Raw genomic sequence first — 17,555 nt, forward strand, 5'->3', positions numbered from 1 at the left:
GGGGTTCCTACGATCTGACCAATCGTGCGAACCCCTGGGAGGCGGTCATGGCCGACAGGCGCGGAATCGCGGGTCTCGGCGGCATCACGCTGGCCCTCGTTGTGCTGGCCCCGCTGGCCGGCTGCACCTCCGGCGGCGAGGAGGTCGCGGACCCGGTCCGCAAGGTCGACGCGGCCCGGCTGGTCCACCTCTCCGCCACGGACAAGGTGGACCCCTCGCAGCCGGTCACGGTCACCGCGGAGCCGGGCAGCCGGCTGACCGACGTCACCGTGGTCGGCCCGGACGGCCGGATCGTCGCCGGGCAGCTCTCGGAGGACCAGCGCAGCTGGCGGACCACCGGCCGGCTGAAGGCGGCCACCGCCTACACCGTGCGGATCGCCGCCGCCGACGGCGGCGGCGGACGCGGCGAGACCACCTCCGGGTTCGCCACCCTGGCCGCCCAGCGGCTGCTGACCGCCAAGCTCGGCCCCGACTCCTCCGGCAGCGGCGTCTACGGGGTCGGCCAGCCGCTCACCGTGCAGCTCTCCGAGGCGGTCAAGGACCCGCAGGCCCGCCAGGAGGTGGAGCGGGCGCTGACGGTGACCTCGCAGCCCGCCGTGACCGGCGCCTGGTACTGGGTGGACGACAAGAACCTGCACTTCCGCCCCGAGGAGTACTGGCCCACCGGCACCGTCGTCGCGCTGGCCTTCGAGGCCACCGGCGGCCGGATCTCCGACGGCCTGTACGGCGGCGACCGGGCGACCCTGGCGATGCGGATCGGCGAGCGGGTCGAGACGGTGGTCGACGCGGCGGCCCACGAGCTGACCCTCAAGCGCGACGGCCAGGTGGTCCGGACGATCCCGGTCACCACCGGCAAGCCCGGCTTCGACACCCGCAACGGCGTCAAGGTGGTGCTCGGCCAGGAGCGCAAGGTCCGGATGAGCGGCGAGACGATCGGCATAGCGGCCGGCAGCCAGGAGTCCTACGACCTCGACGTCGAGTGGGCCACCAGGGTCACCTGGAGCGGCGAGTACGTGCACGCGGCACCCTGGTCGGTGGGCTCCCAGGGCGTGGAGAACGTCAGCCACGGCTGTACCGGCATGAGCACCGAGAACGCCCACTGGTTCTACCAGAACACCAGGGTGGGGGACCTGGTGACGGTGGTGAACAGCCGGGGCAAGAGCATGGAGCCGTTCGGCAACGGCTTCGGGGACTGGAACGTCGGCTGGGGCGAGTGGGTCGGGCACAGCGCCCTCGGGCAGCCCGTCAGCACCACCACACCGGCCACCAGGGCCCCCGCCGGCGGGATGATCGCCCCGCAGCTCTGAGGGCGGCCCCCCGGGGGCCCTCAGGGGCCCTGCGGGCCCTCGCCGGCCTCCTCCCGGTAGGCCAGCCGCAGCGCGTTGTCGGCGGCGGCCAGGGCGTCCGCGGCCGGCACCCCGAGCCGCCGGACCCGCTCGGCGAACTCGGCGGCGGCCGCCGCGGCCAGCCGGTGGGCGGAGTCGCCGACCGCGGCGATCAGGGTGCCGCGCCGGCCGTGCGTCTCCACCACCCCGTCGGTCTCCAGCTCCCGGTAGGCGCGGGCGACCGTCCCGGCCGCCAGCCCGAGCTGCTCGGCCAGCGCGCGGACGGTGGGCAGCCGCAGTCCGGTCGCCAGCTCGCCGGTCCGGGCCTGTTCGGCGATCTGGGCCCGGATCTGCTCGTACGGGGGAGTGGTGGCGGCGGGGTCGACGGACAGCTGCACAGGGGCTCCTGACGTTCGGAGGGGCGCCGCGGGGCGCCCCCGGGTACCGGGAAAGCCCGAGGGCCGCCGACCAGAAGAACTCTGGTCAGCGGCCCTCGGGGTGCGACGCGGGGTGCGTACGGGATCAGTGGTGGCCGTGGCCGCTGGTGATCTCGTGGTGCTCCTCGGAGGTCGGCTTGGGGATCTGGCTGCCCTCGCCGTAGAAGCCGCGGGAGAGCTTCGCCCGGGTGCGGTCGAGGACGTTGGCCTTGCTGGCCACGCCGTTCTCGTCCGTCTCGGCCGGCAGCTCGAACGGCTCGATCTGCTCGTGCGCGGTGAGCTTGTGCAGGTCCTTCTGCGGCAGCTGGGCGTGCACCTCGACGAACTCGCCGTGCGGCAGGCGCTTGATGACGCCGGTCTCGCGGCCGTGCAGCACCTTCTCCTTGTCGCGGCGCTGGAGGCCGAGGCACCAGCGCTTGGTGACGATGAAGACGATGACCGGGACCACGAACATGCCCACGCGGACGAAGTAGGTGACCGAGTTGATCGACAGGTGCAGGTGGGTGGCGAACAGGTCGTTGCCACCCGCCGCCAGCAGGACCAGGTAGAGGCTGATCCAGGCGGCACCCAGCGCGGTGCGGACCGGGGCGTTGCGCGGGCGGTCCAGGATGTGGTGCTCGCGCTTGTCGCCGGTGATCCAGCCCTCGATGAAGGGGTAGGCGGCGATCGAGACCAGCACCGCCGGGAAGAGGACCATCAGCGGGATCGCCACACCGAGGTTCAGGGTGTGGCCCCACAGGCTGACCTCCCAGCCCGGCATGATGCGGATCAGGCCCTCGGAGAAGCCCATGTACCAGTCAGGCTGGGCGTCCGTGGACACCTGGTCGGGACGGTACGGGCCGTACGCCCAGATCGGGTTGATCGAGGCGATCGCCGAGATGGCCGCGATCAGACCGAACACCAGGAAGAAGAAGCCACCGGCCTTGGCCATGTAGACCGGCATCAGCGGCATGCCGACGACGTTCTTCTCGGTCTTGCCCGGGCCCGCCCACTGGGTGTGCTTGTGGTAGAAGACCAGGATCAGGTGCGCCACCAGCAGGCCGAGCATGATGCCTGGGATCAGCAGCACGTGGATGGTGAAGAACCGCGGCACGATGTCGTGGCCGGGGAACTCGCCCCCGAACAGGAACATCTGGACGTAGGTGCCGATCAGCGGGGTCGCCAGGACGGCGCCCTCCATGAACCGGATACCGGTGCCGGAGAGCAGGTCGTCGGGCAGCGAGTAGCCGAAGAAGCCGTCGAACATGCCCAGGACGAGCAGCAGGAAGCCGAAGACCCAGTTGATCTCACGGGGCTTGCGGAACGCGCCGGTGAAGAAGACGCGCATCATGTGCACGAACATCGCCGCGACGAAGACCAGGGCCGCCCAGTGGTGGATCTGGCGGACCAGCAGACCGCCGCGCACCTCGAAGCTGATGTCCACCGTCGACGCGTACGCCTCGGACATCGGGATGCCCTTGAGCGGGATGTACGAGCCGTTGTAGATGACCTCGCCCATCGAGGGCTTGAAGAACAGCGTCAGGTAGACACCGGTCAGGATGATGATGATGAAGGTGTAGAGGCAGATCTCGCCCAGCATGAAGGACCAGTGGTCCGGGAAGATCTTCCGCAGGTTGGTCTTGGCGAGGGAGTAGATCCCCAGCCGACCGTCCGTCCAGTCCGCGGCCTGCTCCCACTTGTTCGCGGGCTTGGCGCGCGTGCTGGCGGGCTTGGCGCCGGAGGTGGTGCTGCTCGTACTGCTCATCGAGCACGCTCCCAGTAGCTCGGGCCGACGGGCTCGTCGAAGTCGCCGTGGGCGACCAGGAAGCCCTTCTCGTCAGTGGTGATCTTCAGCTGCGGCAGCGGGTGGCCGGCCGGGCCGAAGATCACGCGCGCGCCGTCCGCCAGGTCGAAGGTCGACTGGTGGCAGGGGCAGAGCGCGTGGTGGGTCTGCTGCTCGTACAGGCTGATCGGGCAGCCGACGTGGGTGCAGATCTTGGAGTAGGCGAGGATGCCCTCGAAGCCCTTCTCCTTGGACTTGTCGTCCTTGATGTCCTCCGGCGCGATGCGCACCAGCATGAGGGCGTCCTTGGCGATGCGCTGCTGGAAGTCCTCGTCGTGGGTGTGCAGGCCCTCGGGCATCGCGAAGGTCAGCGACCCCGTGATGATGTCCTCGGCCTTCATCGGCTGGTTGGTGTTCATGTTGATCAGCTGCAGGGGCTTGGCGTCGGTCGCCTCCTCCCAGCCGGTGTGCTCCAGCTTGTCCTCGGGCAGCGGGCCCAGGTCGCGCAGGAGGACCACACCGGACAGCGGCACCAGGGCCATCGAACCGATGAGGGTGTTGCGGATCATCTTGCGGCGGCCGAAGCCGGACTCCGCGGCACCGGTCCGGAACTGCTCGATGACGTCGGCGCGGACCTCGTCGTCGGCCTCGATCGGGTGACGCTCGGCCGGGATCTCGTGGTCCGACATCAGGGTGCGGGCCCAGTGGACCGCGCCCGCGCCGATGAGGAACAGCGCGACACCGAGGGTCATGCCGAGCGCGAAGTTCAGCGCGCTGACGTGGCCCAGCGGCCAGATGTAGACGATCTTGTCCGGGTCGATGGCCACGTACGAGGCGATGAAGCCGATCGTGGCGAGCATCGAGACGACGAACATCAGCGACACCTGGCGCTCGGCCCGCTTGGCGGCCCGCTCGTCGATGTCGGTGCGACGCGGCTCGTGGGCCGGCAGGCCCGGGTCGGCGAACGGATCGCCGTGGGCGGCCACCTCGTGGTGCCCGGCGGAGCCGTGGGACTCCGGGAGCTTCTCTTCTGACATGTCGTGGCTCATGACTTCTTGGCCTTGGTGGTGTGGGCGGCGACCCAGATCGCGACCGCGATGAGCGCACCGAGACCGAAGATCCAGCCGAACAGGCCCTCGGTCACCGGACCGAGGCTGCCGAGCGTGAGACCGCCGGGGTTGGGCTCATCGTTGGTGGTGTGGCGGACGAAGGCCACGATCTGCTTCTTCTGCTCCTCGGGCATGGTGGTGTCCGGGAACGACGGCATGTTCTGCGGGCCGGTCTGCATGGCCTCGTAGATGTGCTTGGCGTCCACGCCCTCCAGGGACGGGGCGTACTTGCCCTGGGTGAGGGCACCGCCCTGGCCGGCGAAGTTGTGGCACTGGGCGCAGTTGGTGCGGAACAGCTCGCCGCCCTTGGACAGGTCGTCCGGGTTGGTCGAGGTGTACTGCTCCTCGGTCGGCGTGACCGGACCGGGGCCGAGCGAGGCGACGAAGGCGGCGAGCTGGTCGATCTCCGCCTGCGAGTAGATGTTCGGCTTGCGCGGCACCTGGGCGCCGGGCTGCTGGGCCGGCATACGGCCGGTGCCCACCTGGAAGTCGACCGCGGCGGAGCCGACGCCGACCAGGCTCGGGCCGTCGCTGCTGCCCTGCCCGTTCAGGCCGTGGCAGGAGGAGCAGCCCACGGCGAAGAGCTTCTTGCCCTCATCGATCGCGAGCGACTGCGCCGCCACGTCGGCCTGCGCCTTGCCGGCGGGCGCGAACGCGGCGTACAGCCCCCCGGTTGCCGCCAGGGCGAGAAGTAGGACGACCAGCGCCGCCAGTGGGTGGCGCCGTCGTGCGGAGAGCTTTTTCACGGAATAACCCCGGTGTCAGGATCTGGTCGACTGGTGGGTGCACCCGGCGGCCGGTCTGGCCGGCACGAGGCTGCCTGTCCAAGGCTGCGCGCGCGGTCGGTCGGTGGGAGCGTCGCCACCGGCGAAATCGGGCCGTCGCCGGTGAGGGCGGGACCCGGGGCCGGTGGCCAGCGACCTGATCAGCTGGTTACTTGATCAGGTAGATGGTCGCGAACAGGCCGATCCACACGACATCGACGAAGTGCCAGTAGTACGACACCACGATGGCGGCGGTGGCCTGCTCGTGCGTGAAGCGCTTGGCTGCGTACGTCCGTCCCAGGACCAGCAGGAAGGCGATCAGACCACCCGTCACGTGCAGACCGTGGAAGCCGGTGGTCAGGTAGAACACCGTGCCGTACGGGTCGGAGGACAGCGACAGGCCGTCCTTCTTGACCAGCTCGGTGTACTCGAAGATCTGGCCGCCGATGAAGATCGCGCCCATCACGAAGGTGATGACGAACCACGAGCGGAGCTTCTTCACGTCCCCGCGCTCGGCGGCGAAGACGCCGAGCTGGCAGGTGAGCGAGGAAAGCACCAGGATCGTGGTGTTGACCGAGGAGAACGGCACGTTGAGGGCGTGCGCCTTCTCGGTCCAGAACTCCGGCCCCTTGACGGAGCGGAGCGTGAAGTACATCGCGAAGAGGGCCGCGAAGAACATCAACTCGGAACTGAGCCAGACGATCGTTCCGACGCTGACCATGTTCGGCCGGTTGACCGATCCGTGCGCGTGCCCGGTTTCTACTGCTGTTGCTGTCGCCACGACGGACATTATGTCGGTCCCTTATTCCGTCTTCACGTCGGGGGGTCACCCTCGGAGTGTCCGGTGCGTGCGGTATGCCCCCCTGGGGCCCGACGGGGCGTCCGGACTGCCGCTGAGCAGCGGCGTGTCCCTTTTCTGACGGTTGCTCGAAGGGCCCGTCCGGACCCCGTCCGGCGTGTCGTGGCGGGCGTCCGGGGGGCTTCGGGGGTAAGGGGAAGTTCCACTCGTCCGCCGTACGGGTGGACCGCGCGGGCGGGGGTGACGCGCCCTGCTCCGGCCGGACCAGTCGCGGACGCGGCGCGGTCGGGACGAGATCGCGCGGGAGGGGCTCGGCGGGCGGTGATCGGGAGTAGCATCCGGGGACAGGCGAACGTGGTCCGGATCACACGTGAGGGAGCAGGGCCCATGGCGCACACGACCGACGAGACGCTGACCGTTCTCGTCTACAGCCACGACCGAACCACCCGCGAGCAGGTGCTGACCGCTCTCGGGCGGCGGCCCGCGGAGGACCTCCCGGAGCTGGCCTACCTGGAGTGCGCGACCACCCCCGCGGTGCTCAAGGCGCTGGAGAAGGGCGGCGTCGACCTCTGCGTCCTGGACGGCGAGGCGGTGCCGGCCGGCGGGCTCGGGCTCGGACGGCAGCTGAAGGACGAGATCTACGGTTGCCCGCCGGTGCTGGTGCTGATCGGCCGGCCGCAGGACTCCTGGCTGGCCGCCTGGAGCCGGGCCGACGCGGCGATCTCCCAGCCGGTGGACCCGGTGGCGCTGGCGGAGGCCGCCGCCACGCTGCTGCGGGCCAGGCTGGCCAAGCGGGCGCCCGCCGTCCGCTAGGGGCAGGTCCCCGGCCCGTGTTCCGTCCGGCGTTCCACCCGGCGTTCGGTCCGGCGTCTCACTGCGAGAGAAGAAGGGTGAACGGCGGAGCCCCGGCGGGCCGCCGCTCGATAGGCTGACTCCGTCCCTACGTCCTTCCCCGGGTAGCCGGGGCAGCGAGAGCCGGAGTCAGCCATGGTGAACGTGCAGCCTGCGAACGGTGGGAGCGACCCCGCGCAGGTGGTCCGCTCCTGGCCGGACATCCTGTCGGCGCTGCTGAGGGGAGAGGACCTCGACCGCTCGGCCACCGCGTGGGCGATGGACCGGATCATGAGCGGCGAGGCCTCCCCGGTGCAGGTGGCCGGGTTCATGGTGGCGCTGCGGGCCAAGGGCGAGACGGTCGAGGAGATCTCCGGACTCGTCGACTCGATGTACGCGCACGCCGAGCCGCTGGACATCCCCGGCCCGGCGGTGGACATCGTCGGCACCGGCGGCGACCGGGCCAAGACCGTCAACATCTCCACCATGTCGGCGATCGTCGCCGCCGCGGCCGGTGCCAAGGTGGTCAAGCACGGCAACCGGGCCGCCTCCTCCTCGAGCGGTTCCTCGGACGTGCTGGAGAAGCTGGGCATCAGCCTGGACCTCCGGCCGCGCCGGGTCGCCGAGATCGCCGAGGAGGTCGGGCTCACCTTCTGCTTCGCCGCGACCTTCCACCCCTCGATGCGGCACGCCGCGCCGGCCCGGCGCGACCTCGGGGTGCCCACCGCCTTCAACATCCTGGGGCCGCTGACCAACCCGGCCCGGGTGACGGCGCACGCGATCGGCTGCTTCGACACCCGGCTGGCGGCGCTGATCGCCGGGGTGCTCGCCCGGCGCGGTGCCACCGCGCTGGTCTTCCGGGGCGACGACGGACTGGACGAGCTGACCATCACCACCACCTCGCGGGTGTGGGTGGTCCGCGACGGCGCCGTGACCGAGACCGTCTTCGACCCGCGCGAGGTCGGCATCGAGCCGGTCGGCATCGAGGCGCTGCGCGGCGCGGACCCGGCGTACAACGCGGAGGTCGCGCGCCGGATGCTCGCCGGGGAGCACGGTCCGGTGCGGGACGCGGTGCTGCTGAACGCGGCGGCCGCGCTGGTGGCGCTGGACCTCACCGACGCGCCGCTCGCCGAGCAGCTGGGCGCGGCCATGCGGCGTACCGCGGCGGCCGTCGACTCGGGTGCCGCGCGGGACCTGCTGAAGCACTGGTCCGAGGCCACCGCCCGGGTGTGACAGGGCCGTTGGGGGCCCATCGGGAATCCTCCCGGTGGGCCCCGACGTGTGTCCGGGATGTGGACCGCTGTTTGACCGAGGGGTGGAGCCGACCTAGAGTCTTGGCCAGGTCATGAGCGACAGCGACAAGCCCCAGCTTGCTGTCCGGCAACCCTCCGTCCGTGGCGGGGTGCCCTGGGTGAGGACCGGGCCGTGCGGCGAGCCGTCCGCGTGGCAAGCGCGGACACCCGGATCATCACGCACTCCCGGGGTCCCTGACCCGTAGACGGAGTGCATCCCCATGTCTCTCGCCACCGATCTCAGCACCCCCCTCGCCGTGCTCGGCCACGACGTCGAGGTCCCGCTCGCCAACGGCGACAAGGTCGCCTACGCCGCGCTCGACTACGCCGCCAGCGCCCCGGCGCTCCAGCGGGTCTGGGACGAGGTCGCCGCCTACGCCCCGTACTACGGCAGCGTGCACCGCGGCGCCGGCTACCTGTCCCAGCTCTCCACCGACCTGTTCGAGCAGAGCCGCCGGACCGTCGCCGAGTTCCTGGACCTGCGCGAGGGCGACCAGGTGGTCTTCACCCGCGCCACCACCGACTCGCTCAACCTGCTGGCCGGCGCCGTCCCGGCCGGGACCCAGGTGTTCGCCTTCGAGACCGAGCACCACGCCTCGCTGCTGCCGTGGGCGCACGCCGGTCTGACCGTCACCTGTCTGCGCGCCCCCCGCTCGCACGCCGAGGCGGTCGCCGCGTTCGACGCCGCGCTCGCCGGTGCGCCCGAGGGCCCGAAGCTGCTCTGCGTCACCGGTGCCTCGAACGTCACCGGCGAGCTCTGGCCGGTCGCCGAGCTGACCCGGACCGCCCACCGGTACGGCGCCCGGGTGGTGCTGGACGCCGCGCAGCTGGCCCCGCACCACCGGGTCTCGGTGCGCGAGCTGGGGGTCGACTGGATCGCCTTCTCCGGCCACAAGCTGTACGCGCCGTTCGGCGCCGGGGTGCTGGCCGGCCGGGCCGACTGGCTGGACGAGGCCGAGCCCTACCTGGCCGGCGGCGGCGCCACCCGTACCGTGGCCCGGGAGACCGACGGCTCGGTGGCCGTGCAGTGGCACACCGGCCCGGCCCGGCACGAGGCGGGCTCCCCGAACGTCATCGGCGTGTACGCGATCGCGGCCGCCTGCCGGGCGCTCACCGAGGCCGGGTTCGACGCGCTGGAGGCGCGCGAGCGGGTGCTGGTGGCCCGGCTGAAGGCCGGTCTGGCGGAGATCCCCGAGGTCAGGGTGCTGAACCTGTTCGGTGCCGACGCCGACCGGGTGGGCGTGCTGTCCTTCGTCGTCCGGGGCTGGAACAGCTCGCACTTCTCGGCCGCGCTGTCCGCCGAGTACGGCATCGGCGTGCGGGACGGTCTGTTCTGCGCCCACCCGCTGGTGCGCACGCTGCTCGGCGACGAGGAGGCCGCGCCCTCCGAGTGCGGCGCGCCGGAGGCTTCACTGCCGGGCGAGCGCAGCCTGAACGCGATCCGGGTGAGCTTCGGCGCCGGCACCCCGGACGAGCACGTGGACCGGTTCCTGACCGCCGTCCGCGAGCTGGTCACGGACGGCGCGGCGTGGAGCTACCGGAACGAGGGCGGCCGCTGCGTCGCGGACACCCGCCGGGAGGGCTGAGGCCCCGTCGGGGAGCGGGCCCGCGGTCGGCCGCTACTCCTCCAGGCCGATCGCGAACGCGGCCTCCAGGTCGTGCTGGGAGTAGGTGCGGAAGGCGATCTGGGTCTCGGTGTGCGCCACGCCCGGGACCTTGTTCAGCCGGCCGGGGATCACCTCGGCGAGGTCGTCGTGCCGGCGCACCCGCACCATCGCGACCAGGTCGTAGCCGCCGGTCACCGAGTAGACCTCGCTGACGCCCTCGATGGCGGCGATCGCCTCGGCGATCTCCGGGATGCGGTCGACGCTGGTCTTGATCAGGACGATGGCGGTGATCACGGTGGCGTACTCCTTTGTGAGGTGCCGCCAGGGTAGCGGGCGTCGGTCACGGCGTCGCGGGGGCGGGGGCGGCCCGGGCGGGTGGGGCGGCGGAGGGTCCGGCGGGGGCGGGTGCGGCGCTCGGCCAGGGTGCAGGCGTAGAGGAAGCCCGCCACGAAGCCGATCACGTGCACCAGGTACGCCACCCCCGGTCCGGCGGAGTGCACCGACCACCACTGGAGCGCGAACCAGAGGCCCAGGACCAGCCAGGCCGGGAACCGCAGCGGCAGGAAGAGCAGCAGCGGGACGAGCGTGGTGACCCGGGCGTGCGGGTGGAAGCGCAGGTAGGAGCCGAGCACGGCGGAGATCGCCCCCGAGGCGCCGATCAGCACCCGGGTCGAGTCCGCCGAGTGCGCCTCGGCCAGGGCGAAGCCGTAGGTGGTCAGCGCGCCGGCCGCCAGATAGAAGAGGAGGAACCGGGGGCGGCCGAGCCGTCGCTCCACGGTGGGGCCGAAGACGTGGAGGAAGAGCAGGTTGCCGAGCAGGTGCAGCCAGCCGGCGTGCAGGAAGAGCGCGCTGAGCACGGACAGCGCCGGGTGCTTGCCGGGGGTCGCCGAGGCCGGGCAGCCGGGCACCGGCTCGGGGGCCTCGGCAAGTTGGTCCGCGGTCAGCGGGTGACCGGTCAGGAGCTCGGCGGGGACGGCCCCCCAGCGCTGCTCGTAGCGCTGCTCGGCGCAGACCCGGACCTGGTCCCGGCCGTAGAGGGGGTTGAGCCCCGCGGCCGGTCCGAGCAGGAAGACCGCGGTGTTCAGCGCGATCAGCGCGTAGCAGACGGCCGGAGCGGCGGCGGCCGGTCGGCCGCGGTGCGCGCCGGGGTGGGGGACCGGGATCGCCATGGGCTCCAGCATCCCCCCGGTTCCGGGCGGGCACCGCGTGGTTACGGCAGGTGGGCTACCGCCCGGGAGTGCTCGGCCGGTGGCCGGGAAGGTTGCCCCAGGCAATAGGCTTGGGGCGGGCATTCCCGCCTCCCGCCGCCGACGCCGGGGCTCCGGGGGGAGCGCCTGAGCCCGTTCCGGGACCACCCGAGAGGACCCCCGATGACCGTCCCCGCTCTGACCGCCGAGACGCGCTGGCGCTGCACGCTCTGCGGAAACCTGACCCGCTTCGACGTGACCCGGACCGCCCGGGTGACCGAGTTCCTGCACTTCGACCTGGCCGGCGAGTCCAAGGTCGAGGAGACCCAGGTGCTCAGCGAGACCGTGGAGTCGGTGCGCTGCCGCTGGTGCAACGCCGTGGACCAGGTCGAGCTGGTGGCCCGTCCCGGCGCGGACGGCGCGGACGGCGCTCCCGGGCAGGGCTGACCGCCCGGTCCGTGCGGTGGGCGGTGAGCGGCGTGGCCGCCCGCCGCACGGGACAATACAGAGAGAACGCGCGGAGTGTGACGGGGGTGGCGGCCTGCGGCCGTACCCCGCTGGACCAGGATCGGAGCCGAGGACGTGGTGGACGCAGCGAAGGAGCCCGCCGGGCCGCAGGGGCGGCAGCCCGCTGTGGACGCGCAGGCGCCGGACGCGGCAGTGGCCGCCCCCTCCGGCGCCGGGGCCCCGGCGGAGGCGCCCGCGGGCGAGGAGTCCGGCGCCGGTGAGGAGCCGGCGGCAGCGGACGGCGGAGCGGGCGGCCCGGACCCGTCGGCGGGACCGGACGGGCCGGAGGTGTCGGGGCCGGTCGCCGAGACGCTGGACCGGCCGCTCCCGGAGGGGGTGCGCCGACGGGTGGTCGGTCTGGCCTCCGACGCGCTCGGCGGTCTGCCGCTCGGCGAACTGCCCCAGTCGCTGCGCCAGTACGCCAAGTTCACCCCCGCCCGCCGGGCCAAGTACGCGGCGACCGCGCTGGCCGCGGCGCTGGAGGCGGAGCCGGCCTTCCGGGTGCGGATAGCGGAGCGGCTGCGGCTGGGTCAGCCGGACCTGGTCCGGGCCCTGGAAGCGGGCACCGTGCCGGGCGCCGCCGACCCGATGGACGTGGCGGCGGCCGCCTATCTGGTGCGCTCCGCCGGGTGGAGCCGGCTGGTCGCGGAGGCCGGCGACGAGGCCGAGCGGGCCGGCACCGAGGGCGCGGTCGCCGAGGCGACCCGGCTGGTCGAGAAGCTGCAGGCGGAGCTGGCCGAGCTGCGGGCCGCGGCGCGGTCCGACCTGGAGCGGCAGCGGGCCGAGTCGGAGGACGTCCGCAAGGAGGCCGAGTCGCTGCGCCGGCGGCTGCGTTCGCTGGAGAGCGACACCCGGCGGGCCCAGGCGGAGACCCGGAAGGTCGCCGCCGAGCTGGAGGCGGTCAGGACGCAGGCGGCGGCCGAGCGCGGCGCGGCGGAGACCGAGGCGCGGCGGCTGCGGCACCGGGTCACGGAGCTGGAGAACTCCGCCGAGCAGGGCCGGCGCTCCGCCCGGGAGGGGCGCGGCGTCGAGGACATGCGGCTGCGGCTGCTGCTGGACACCGTGCTCCAGTCGGCCCAGGGCCTCCAGCGGGAGCTGGCGCTGCCGGTCTCCCAGATCCGCCCGGCGGACCTGGTGGAGGCGGTGGTGCCGGGTTCGGCCTCGCCGCACGACGTGGCGCGGCGCGGGCTGGCCGAGGACGACCCGGCGCTGCTGGACCAGCTGCTGGCGATCCCGCAGGTCCATCTGGTGGTGGACGGCTACAACGTCACCAAGACGGGCTATCCGACGCTGCCGCTGGAGCAGCAGCGGATCCGGCTGCTGGGCGGACTGGCGATGCTGGCGCAGCGCACCCAGGCGGAGGTCACCTGCGTGTTCGACGGCCAGGACCTCGACGTGCCGGTGATCATGGCGCCGCCGCGCGGGGTGCGGGTGCGGTTCAGCCGGACCGGCGAGACGGCGGACGAGCTGATCCGCCGGCTGGTCCGGGCGGAGCCGCAGGGCCGCCCGGTGGTGGTGGTGTCGGCGGACAAGGAGGTCGCGGACGGCGTGCGGAAGGCCGGCGCGCGCCCCGTCGCCTCGGTGCTGCTGCTGAACCGGCTGGCCCGTCCGTAGGTCCCGCGCGGTGCGGGCCGACGGCAATGACGGCTGGTCAGCGCCGGGATTGCGGTCTTGTGCGGGTTTCGTGAAGTCCGGGTGCGGGCGGCAGGTTCACGCAATCGTGGGAGTGGCGCGAAACGTGGATCTTCACTAGGGTCTGGCGTCAAACCTATTTTCCGGATTCTCACCCCAACGGGTGAGGCCATTGGAAGAAGGAGCCGGTCCTCTTGGCCTCCCACCGCCGTCCCAAGCAGCCGAGCCGCGCGCGGGTCTCCGTGCTCACCGCGGCCGCTGCGACCGCGGTCGCTCTCTCCGCCCAGGTCGCCGCCCACGCAGCGCCGAGCCCGTCGCCGAAGAAGGACGACGTCAAGGCGCAGATCGACCAGCTGAACGAGGAGGCCGAGCAGGCCACCGAGCGGTACAACGGCGCCAAGGAGCGGGCCGACCAGCTGCGCAAGCAGGCGGACCAGCTCCAGGACCAGGTCGCGCGCGGCCAGGAGCAGATGACCCAGCTTCAGTCGGGGCTGGCCGCGGTGGCGGGCGAGCAGTACCGCACCGGCGGCATCGACCCGTCCGTCCAGCTGATGCTGTCCTCCGACCCGTCCGGGTACCTGGACAAGGCCTCCAGCGTGCAGCAGGCCAGCTCCAGCCAGGCCGAGGCGCTCAAGGGGCTGCAGGACCAGCAGCGCCGGCTCGACCAGCAGAAGGCCGAGGCCGCCGCCGTGCTGGCCTCGCTGGACAGCACCACCAAGGACCTGAACCAGTCCAAGACCGAGGTCGGCAAGAAGCTCCGCGAGGCGCAGGAGCTGCTGAACTCGCTCAGCGCCGCCGACCGCGCGGCCGTCAAGGCGGCGCAGCAGCAGTCCGACCGCGCCTCGCGCGGCAGCGAGCGCACCGACCCGGCCAGCCTGCCCCAGGCCAGTGGCATGGCGGGGTCGGCCGTCGCCAACGCGATGAGCAAGCAGGGTTCCCCGTACGGCTGGGGCGACGTCGGCCCGAACACCTTCGACTGCTCCGGCCTGATGGTCTGGTCCTACGCCAAGGCCGGCGTCTCGCTGCCGCGCACCTCGCAGGCGCAGGCCAACTACGGCAGCCGGGTGCCGTCCCTCGCCGAGGCGCAGCCGGGCGACCTGATCATCTACCGCGCCGACCGCAGCCACGTCGGTATGTACATCGGCAACGGCATGGTGGTGCACGCGCCGCACACCGGTGACGTGGTGAAGGTGATGAAGGCCGACGCCATGCCGATCAACGCGATCCGCCGGGTCTGACGCTCCGCCACGACACCCCCGGGGGCGGTTTCCGGCCCCTGTGATCAGCGCCACCCCCGACCGGGGGTGGCGTTGGGGTTTGGGTCGGGCATTAGGCCGTCCAGGTGGAAATGATCAGCCTGATGTGGGGATGTGATCACACTCGGTCATATTCACAAAGGAACTTGGGTATTCTTCTGGCTTTTTTCTGACAAGGATTTGAACGGATCACGGATCTGTTACTAGGGTCGTGCTTCGAACCTCGCACAGTCGATCACCCAGCCTGGGTGGCGGTGGGGTTCGCCGCCGAGTTCGCGAAGCAGCCGGGCGGGGCCGCAGGTGCCCGCCCGAACCAGACCCAGCAGTCGGGGGTCCGCTGTGGAGCGGAGCCGGGGAACCACGTTCCTCCGGGGTGAATCGGCGCCAGGTCGGCCGCTCGCGCGGACGGTGAGGCGTCGTAGGGCACGCTTCCGCCCGAACCCGTCAGCTCACCCGGTAGGCGGATGAGGAAGAAGGAGTCCGCCTTCGTGGCGTCCCATCGTCGTCCCAAGCCCGCCGGCCGCACCCGGGTCTCGATCATGACCGGTCTCGCCGCCGCTGCCGTCGCCCTCTCCGCGCAGTCCGGCGCCCACGCCGACCCCGCGCCGACCAAGGACCAGGTCAAGGAGCAGGTCGACCAGCTCAACGAGCAGGCCGAGGTCGCGACCGAGAAGTACAACGGCGCCCAGGCCAAGCAGCAGGAGCTGCAGAAGCAGGTCGCCGAGCTGCAGGACAAGGTGGCCCGCCAGCAGGCCGTGGTGACGGAGGCCCAGGGCGGCCTCTCCGAGATCGCCGGCGAGCAGTACCGCACCGGCGGCATATCGCAGACCGTCCAGCTGATGCTGTCCGCCAGCCCGGACAACTTCCTCAGCCAGGCCGACGCCCTCAACCAGGCCGGCTCCACCCAGTCCGGCGCGCTGAAGGAGCTCCAGGAGCAGCAGCGCAGGCTCGACCAGGACCGCACCGAGACCCAGACCAAGCTCGGTGAGCTGGAGTCCACCACCCAGCAGCTGAAGACCTCCAAGGACGAGGTCCAGGGCAAGCTGGCGAAGGCCCAGCAGCTGCTCAACACGCTCACCGAGCAGGAGCGCCAGGCCCTGCGCGCGGCCGAGGAGAAGGCCGCCGCCGAGGCCAAGGCCAAGGCGGACGCCGCCAAGGCCGAGGCCGCCAAGGTCGCCAAGGCCAAGGCGGACGCCGAGCGCGCCACCCGCGACACCAGCCGCAGCGACCTGAGCTCCCCGGCTCCCGCCGCCTCGGCGCCCGCCAGGCCGGCCGCGCCGGCCGCCAACGGCTCGCGCGCCGCCGCCGCGATCGCCGCCGCCGAGAGCAAGCTCGGCGCCCCGTACGTCTACGGCGCCACCGGCCCGAACTCCTTCGACTGCTCCGGCCTCACCGGCTGGGCGTACGCCCAGGCGGGTGTGTCGCTGCCGCGCACCTCGCAGGAGCAGGCCAACGCCGGGACCCGGATCGGCTCGGACATCTCCCAGGCCCAGCCCGGCGATCTGGTGATCTTCTACGGCGACCGCCACCACGTCGGCATCTACGTCGGCGGTGGCCAGGTCATCCACGCCCCGAAGCCGGGCGCGTCGGTCCGCTACGAGTCGGCGTCCAACATGCCGGTCAACACCATCGTGCGCCTCTGACCCCCGGGTCGGCAGAATCCCGGCAGGCCCGGTCTCCCCGAGGGGAGGCCGGGCCTGCGGCTTTGCCCCCGGTCGTCGCCCGGTCGCCGGAAGGCCCGGCGGGCGAACCGGTCTGATGTCCGATCGGTGACCGAATATTCGGGTTCGGAGGGGTTTGGAAACGGTTGCCCTGACTCGCTAACGTCTGCCACCGGATGCCCGCTTCGACAGCCGACCGGTCCGGTGCGGCGGCGGGTCCGGGCCCAGGATCGGAGCCGACGTCGAATGACCGCGCACCGCCGTTCCCCGCTGTCAGGTGCTCACACGCTCGCCCGGGCGCTGGTGCTCACCGCGGCGGCCACCACCGCGCTGGGCGTGGCGACCGGCGGCACCGCGCAGGCGGCTCCCGGCGCGCCCGACGCCCCGGCGAACCGCAAGGACGTCAAGGCCCAGGTCGAGCAGCTCTACGACGAGGCCGAGCAGGCCTCGGAGCGCTTCAACGCCGCCCAGGAGGCCCAGCAGCGGCTCCAGCACGAGACCGGCACGCTCCAGCAGCAGATCGCCGTCTCCCAGGACGAGCTCAACCAGCTGCGCGGCGACCTCGCCACCGTGGCCGGCGCGGAGTACCGGGGCGGCGGCATGGCGCAGACCGTCCAGCTGATGCTCTCCACCGACCCGGAGGGCTACCTCTCCCGGGCCCGCACCCTCGACCAGGCCGCCGAGCGGCAGAACGAGACCCTGCACGAGGTGCTGGGCCGTCAGCGGGTGCTCGACCAGCGTCGGGCCGAGGCCTCGGCGAAGCTCGCCGAGCTGGAACAGACCCGCAAGGCGCTGGCCGACGGCAAGCAGCAGATCCAGCAGCGGCTCGCCAGGGCGCAGCGGCTGCTCAACAGCCTCGGCGCCACCGAACGCGCCCGGCTCGCCGCCCAGGACGCCCGCGAGGCCGAGCAGCGCGCCACCCGCGGCACCGACCGGCTCGACCTCGGCACCACCCCGCCCGCCTCCGAACGCGGCGGCGCCGCGCTGGCCGCCGCGGTGCGGATGATCGGCTCGCCCTACGTCTACGGATCCACCGGGCCCAAGGCGTTCGACTGCTCCGGTCTGATGTACTACAGCTGGCGGCAGGCGGGAGTGACCCTGCCGCGCACCTCGCAGGCCCAGGCGTACGCCGGCCGGCGGGTCGGCATCTCCGAAGCACGGCCGGGAGACCTGGTGATCTTCTACCGGGACATGCACCACGTCGGGATGTACGCCGGCGGCGGGGTGATCGTACACGCCCCCTACCCGGGTGCCCGGGTGCGCTACGAGAGCGTCAACGCCATGCCGGTCTCGGGGGTGATCCGGCTCTGAGCCGCCCGGACCGTGCCGGCGGCCGAGGCCCGTCCCGGCGCACCGCCCTGCTGCTCGCGGCCGGCGGCCTCGCCC

Annotated in this window: 16 protein-coding genes and 2 riboswitches; of the genes, 9 read left to right on the forward strand and 7 right to left on the reverse strand. The window is 72.4% G+C overall.

All coding sequences use genetic code 11. From position 1 onward, the window contains the following. Nucleotides 1-47 precede the first annotated feature (47 nt). On the forward strand, nt 48-1,307 hold the full coding sequence (locus BLU95_RS27450; protein ID WP_093862322.1) for a L,D-transpeptidase: 1,260 nt from the start codon (nt 48-50) through the stop codon (nt 1,305-1,307). Between the two features lie 20 nt (nt 1,308-1,327). Here BLU95_RS27450 and BLU95_RS27455 read toward each other — a convergent pair whose 3' ends face one another. From BLU95_RS27455 to ctaE, 5 genes are all read right to left on the reverse strand, one after another. Then, nucleotides 1,328-1,723 carry a GntR family transcriptional regulator gene (locus tag BLU95_RS27455; protein ID WP_093862323.1) on the reverse strand — a complete coding sequence of 132 codons (396 nt, stop codon included), beginning with the start codon at nt 1,721-1,723 and terminating at the stop codon, nt 1,328-1,330. Nucleotides 1,724-1,847: 124 nt separating this feature from the next. Next, entirely contained in the window at nt 1,848-3,506 is a 1,659-nt protein-coding gene (qcrB, locus tag BLU95_RS27460) for a cytochrome bc1 complex cytochrome b subunit (RefSeq protein ID WP_093862324.1), read from the reverse strand. Beyond that, the gene (gene qcrA / locus BLU95_RS27465; protein ID WP_093862325.1) at nt 3,503-4,573 is read right to left on the reverse strand and encodes a cytochrome bc1 complex Rieske iron-sulfur subunit; all 1,071 of its coding nucleotides are present in this window, start codon (nt 4,571-4,573) and stop codon (nt 3,503-3,505) included. Before qcrA ends, qcrB begins: the two co-directional genes overlap by 4 nt. After that, nucleotides 4,570-5,379 carry a cytochrome bc1 complex diheme cytochrome c subunit gene (gene qcrC, locus BLU95_RS27470; protein WP_093862326.1) on the reverse strand — a complete coding sequence of 270 codons (810 nt, stop codon included), beginning with the start codon at nt 5,377-5,379 and terminating at the stop codon, nt 4,570-4,572. The genes qcrA and qcrC overlap by 4 nt, the downstream gene beginning before the upstream one ends. A 187-nt stretch (nt 5,380-5,566) precedes the next feature. After that, on the reverse strand, nt 5,567-6,187 hold the full coding sequence (ctaE, locus tag BLU95_RS27475; RefSeq protein ID WP_030301107.1) for an aa3-type cytochrome oxidase subunit III: 621 nt from the start codon (nt 6,185-6,187) through the stop codon (nt 5,567-5,569). Between the two features lie 396 nt (nt 6,188-6,583). Between ctaE and BLU95_RS27480 the strand changes: the two genes are divergently transcribed. From BLU95_RS27480 to BLU95_RS27490, 3 genes are all read left to right on the forward strand, one after another. Next, nucleotides 6,584-7,009: a hypothetical protein gene (locus BLU95_RS27480; RefSeq protein ID WP_093862327.1), complete on the forward strand. Its 426-nt coding sequence runs from the start codon at nt 6,584-6,586 to the stop codon at nt 7,007-7,009. A 174-nt stretch (nt 7,010-7,183) separates the two neighbouring features. Then, entirely contained in the window at nt 7,184-8,260 is a 1,077-nt protein-coding gene (gene trpD / locus BLU95_RS27485; RefSeq protein ID WP_093862328.1) for an anthranilate phosphoribosyltransferase, read from the forward strand. 108 nt (nt 8,261-8,368) lie between these two features. Next, nucleotides 8,369-8,486: riboswitch (SAM riboswitch) on the forward strand. 54 nt (nt 8,487-8,540) lie between these two features. Next, entirely contained in the window at nt 8,541-9,905 is a 1,365-nt protein-coding gene (locus BLU95_RS27490) for an aminotransferase class V-fold PLP-dependent enzyme (protein ID WP_093862329.1), read from the forward strand. A gap of 33 nt (nt 9,906-9,938) precedes the next feature. Here BLU95_RS27490 and BLU95_RS27495 read toward each other — a convergent pair whose 3' ends face one another. Both BLU95_RS27495 and BLU95_RS27500 read right to left on the reverse strand, forming a co-directional pair. Beyond that, the gene (locus tag BLU95_RS27495; RefSeq protein WP_030391503.1) at nt 9,939-10,220 is read right to left on the reverse strand and encodes an Lrp/AsnC ligand binding domain-containing protein; all 282 of its coding nucleotides are present in this window, start codon (nt 10,218-10,220) and stop codon (nt 9,939-9,941) included. Next, nucleotides 10,217-11,095, reverse strand: coding sequence for a rhomboid family intramembrane serine protease (locus tag BLU95_RS27500; RefSeq protein ID WP_231977813.1), 879 nt, complete (start codon nt 11,093-11,095; stop codon nt 10,217-10,219). Before BLU95_RS27500 ends, BLU95_RS27495 begins: the two co-directional genes overlap by 4 nt. Nucleotides 11,096-11,296: 201 nt before the next feature. Between BLU95_RS27500 and BLU95_RS27505 the strand changes: the two genes are divergently transcribed. The 5 genes from BLU95_RS27505 to BLU95_RS27525 all read left to right on the forward strand — a co-directional run bounded on the left by BLU95_RS27505 (nt 11,297) and on the right by BLU95_RS27525 (nt 17,480). Next, a complete protein-coding gene (locus tag BLU95_RS27505; protein WP_093862331.1) occupies nt 11,297-11,560 on the forward strand; it encodes a hypothetical protein in 264 nt (87 codons plus the stop codon). Nucleotides 11,561-11,695: 135 nt separating this feature from the next. Beyond that, nucleotides 11,696-13,234, forward strand: a complete 1,539-nt coding sequence (locus tag BLU95_RS27510; protein ID WP_400741963.1) for an NYN domain-containing protein — start codon at nt 11,696-11,698, stop codon at nt 13,232-13,234. A gap of 212 nt (nt 13,235-13,446) precedes the next feature. After that, complete coding sequence (locus BLU95_RS27515) at nt 13,447-14,490, forward strand: C40 family peptidase (protein WP_093862332.1); 1,044 nt, start codon at nt 13,447-13,449, stop codon at nt 14,488-14,490. 343 nt (nt 14,491-14,833) lie between these two features. After that, nucleotides 14,834-14,986: riboswitch (cyclic di-AMP (ydaO/yuaA leader) on the forward strand. Nucleotides 14,987-14,996: 10 nt separating this feature from the next. After that, a complete protein-coding gene (locus BLU95_RS27520; RefSeq protein ID WP_093865171.1) occupies nt 14,997-16,151 on the forward strand; it encodes a C40 family peptidase in 1,155 nt (384 codons plus the stop codon). A 264-nt stretch (nt 16,152-16,415) separates the two neighbouring features. Then, nucleotides 16,416-17,480 carry a C40 family peptidase gene (locus tag BLU95_RS27525; protein ID WP_093862333.1) on the forward strand — a complete coding sequence of 355 codons (1,065 nt, stop codon included), beginning with the start codon at nt 16,416-16,418 and terminating at the stop codon, nt 17,478-17,480. Nucleotides 17,481-17,555 lie beyond the last annotated feature (75 nt).

The organism is Streptomyces sp. TLI_053 (assembly GCF_900105395.1).
Taxonomy (GTDB): Bacteria; Actinomycetota; Actinomycetes; order Streptomycetales; family Streptomycetaceae; genus Kitasatospora.

Coding starts and splice junctions, on each gene's coding strand:
- ctaE (WP_030301107.1), bottom strand. CDS start 6,187: ATGTCCGTCGTGGCGACAGCAACAGCAGTAGAAACCGGGCACGCGCAC.
- qcrB (WP_093862324.1), bottom strand. CDS start 3,506: ATGAGCAGTACGAGCAGCACCACCTCCGGCGCCAAGCCCGCCAGCACG.
- BLU95_RS27505 (WP_093862331.1), top strand. CDS start 11,297: ATGACCGTCCCCGCTCTGACCGCCGAGACGCGCTGGCGCTGCACGCTC.
- qcrA (WP_093862325.1), bottom strand. CDS start 4,573: ATGAGCCACGACATGTCAGAAGAGAAGCTCCCGGAGTCCCACGGCTCC.
- BLU95_RS27525 (WP_093862333.1), top strand. CDS start 16,416: ATGACCGCGCACCGCCGTTCCCCGCTGTCAGGTGCTCACACGCTCGCC.
- BLU95_RS27500 (WP_231977813.1), bottom strand. CDS start 11,095: ATGGCGATCCCGGTCCCCCACCCCGGCGCGCACCGCGGCCGACCGGCC.
- BLU95_RS27450 (WP_093862322.1), top strand. CDS start 48: ATGGCCGACAGGCGCGGAATCGCGGGTCTCGGCGGCATCACGCTGGCC.
- BLU95_RS27480 (WP_093862327.1), top strand. CDS start 6,584: ATGGCGCACACGACCGACGAGACGCTGACCGTTCTCGTCTACAGCCAC.
- trpD (WP_093862328.1), top strand. CDS start 7,184: ATGGTGAACGTGCAGCCTGCGAACGGTGGGAGCGACCCCGCGCAGGTG.
- BLU95_RS27490 (WP_093862329.1), top strand. CDS start 8,541: ATGTCTCTCGCCACCGATCTCAGCACCCCCCTCGCCGTGCTCGGCCAC.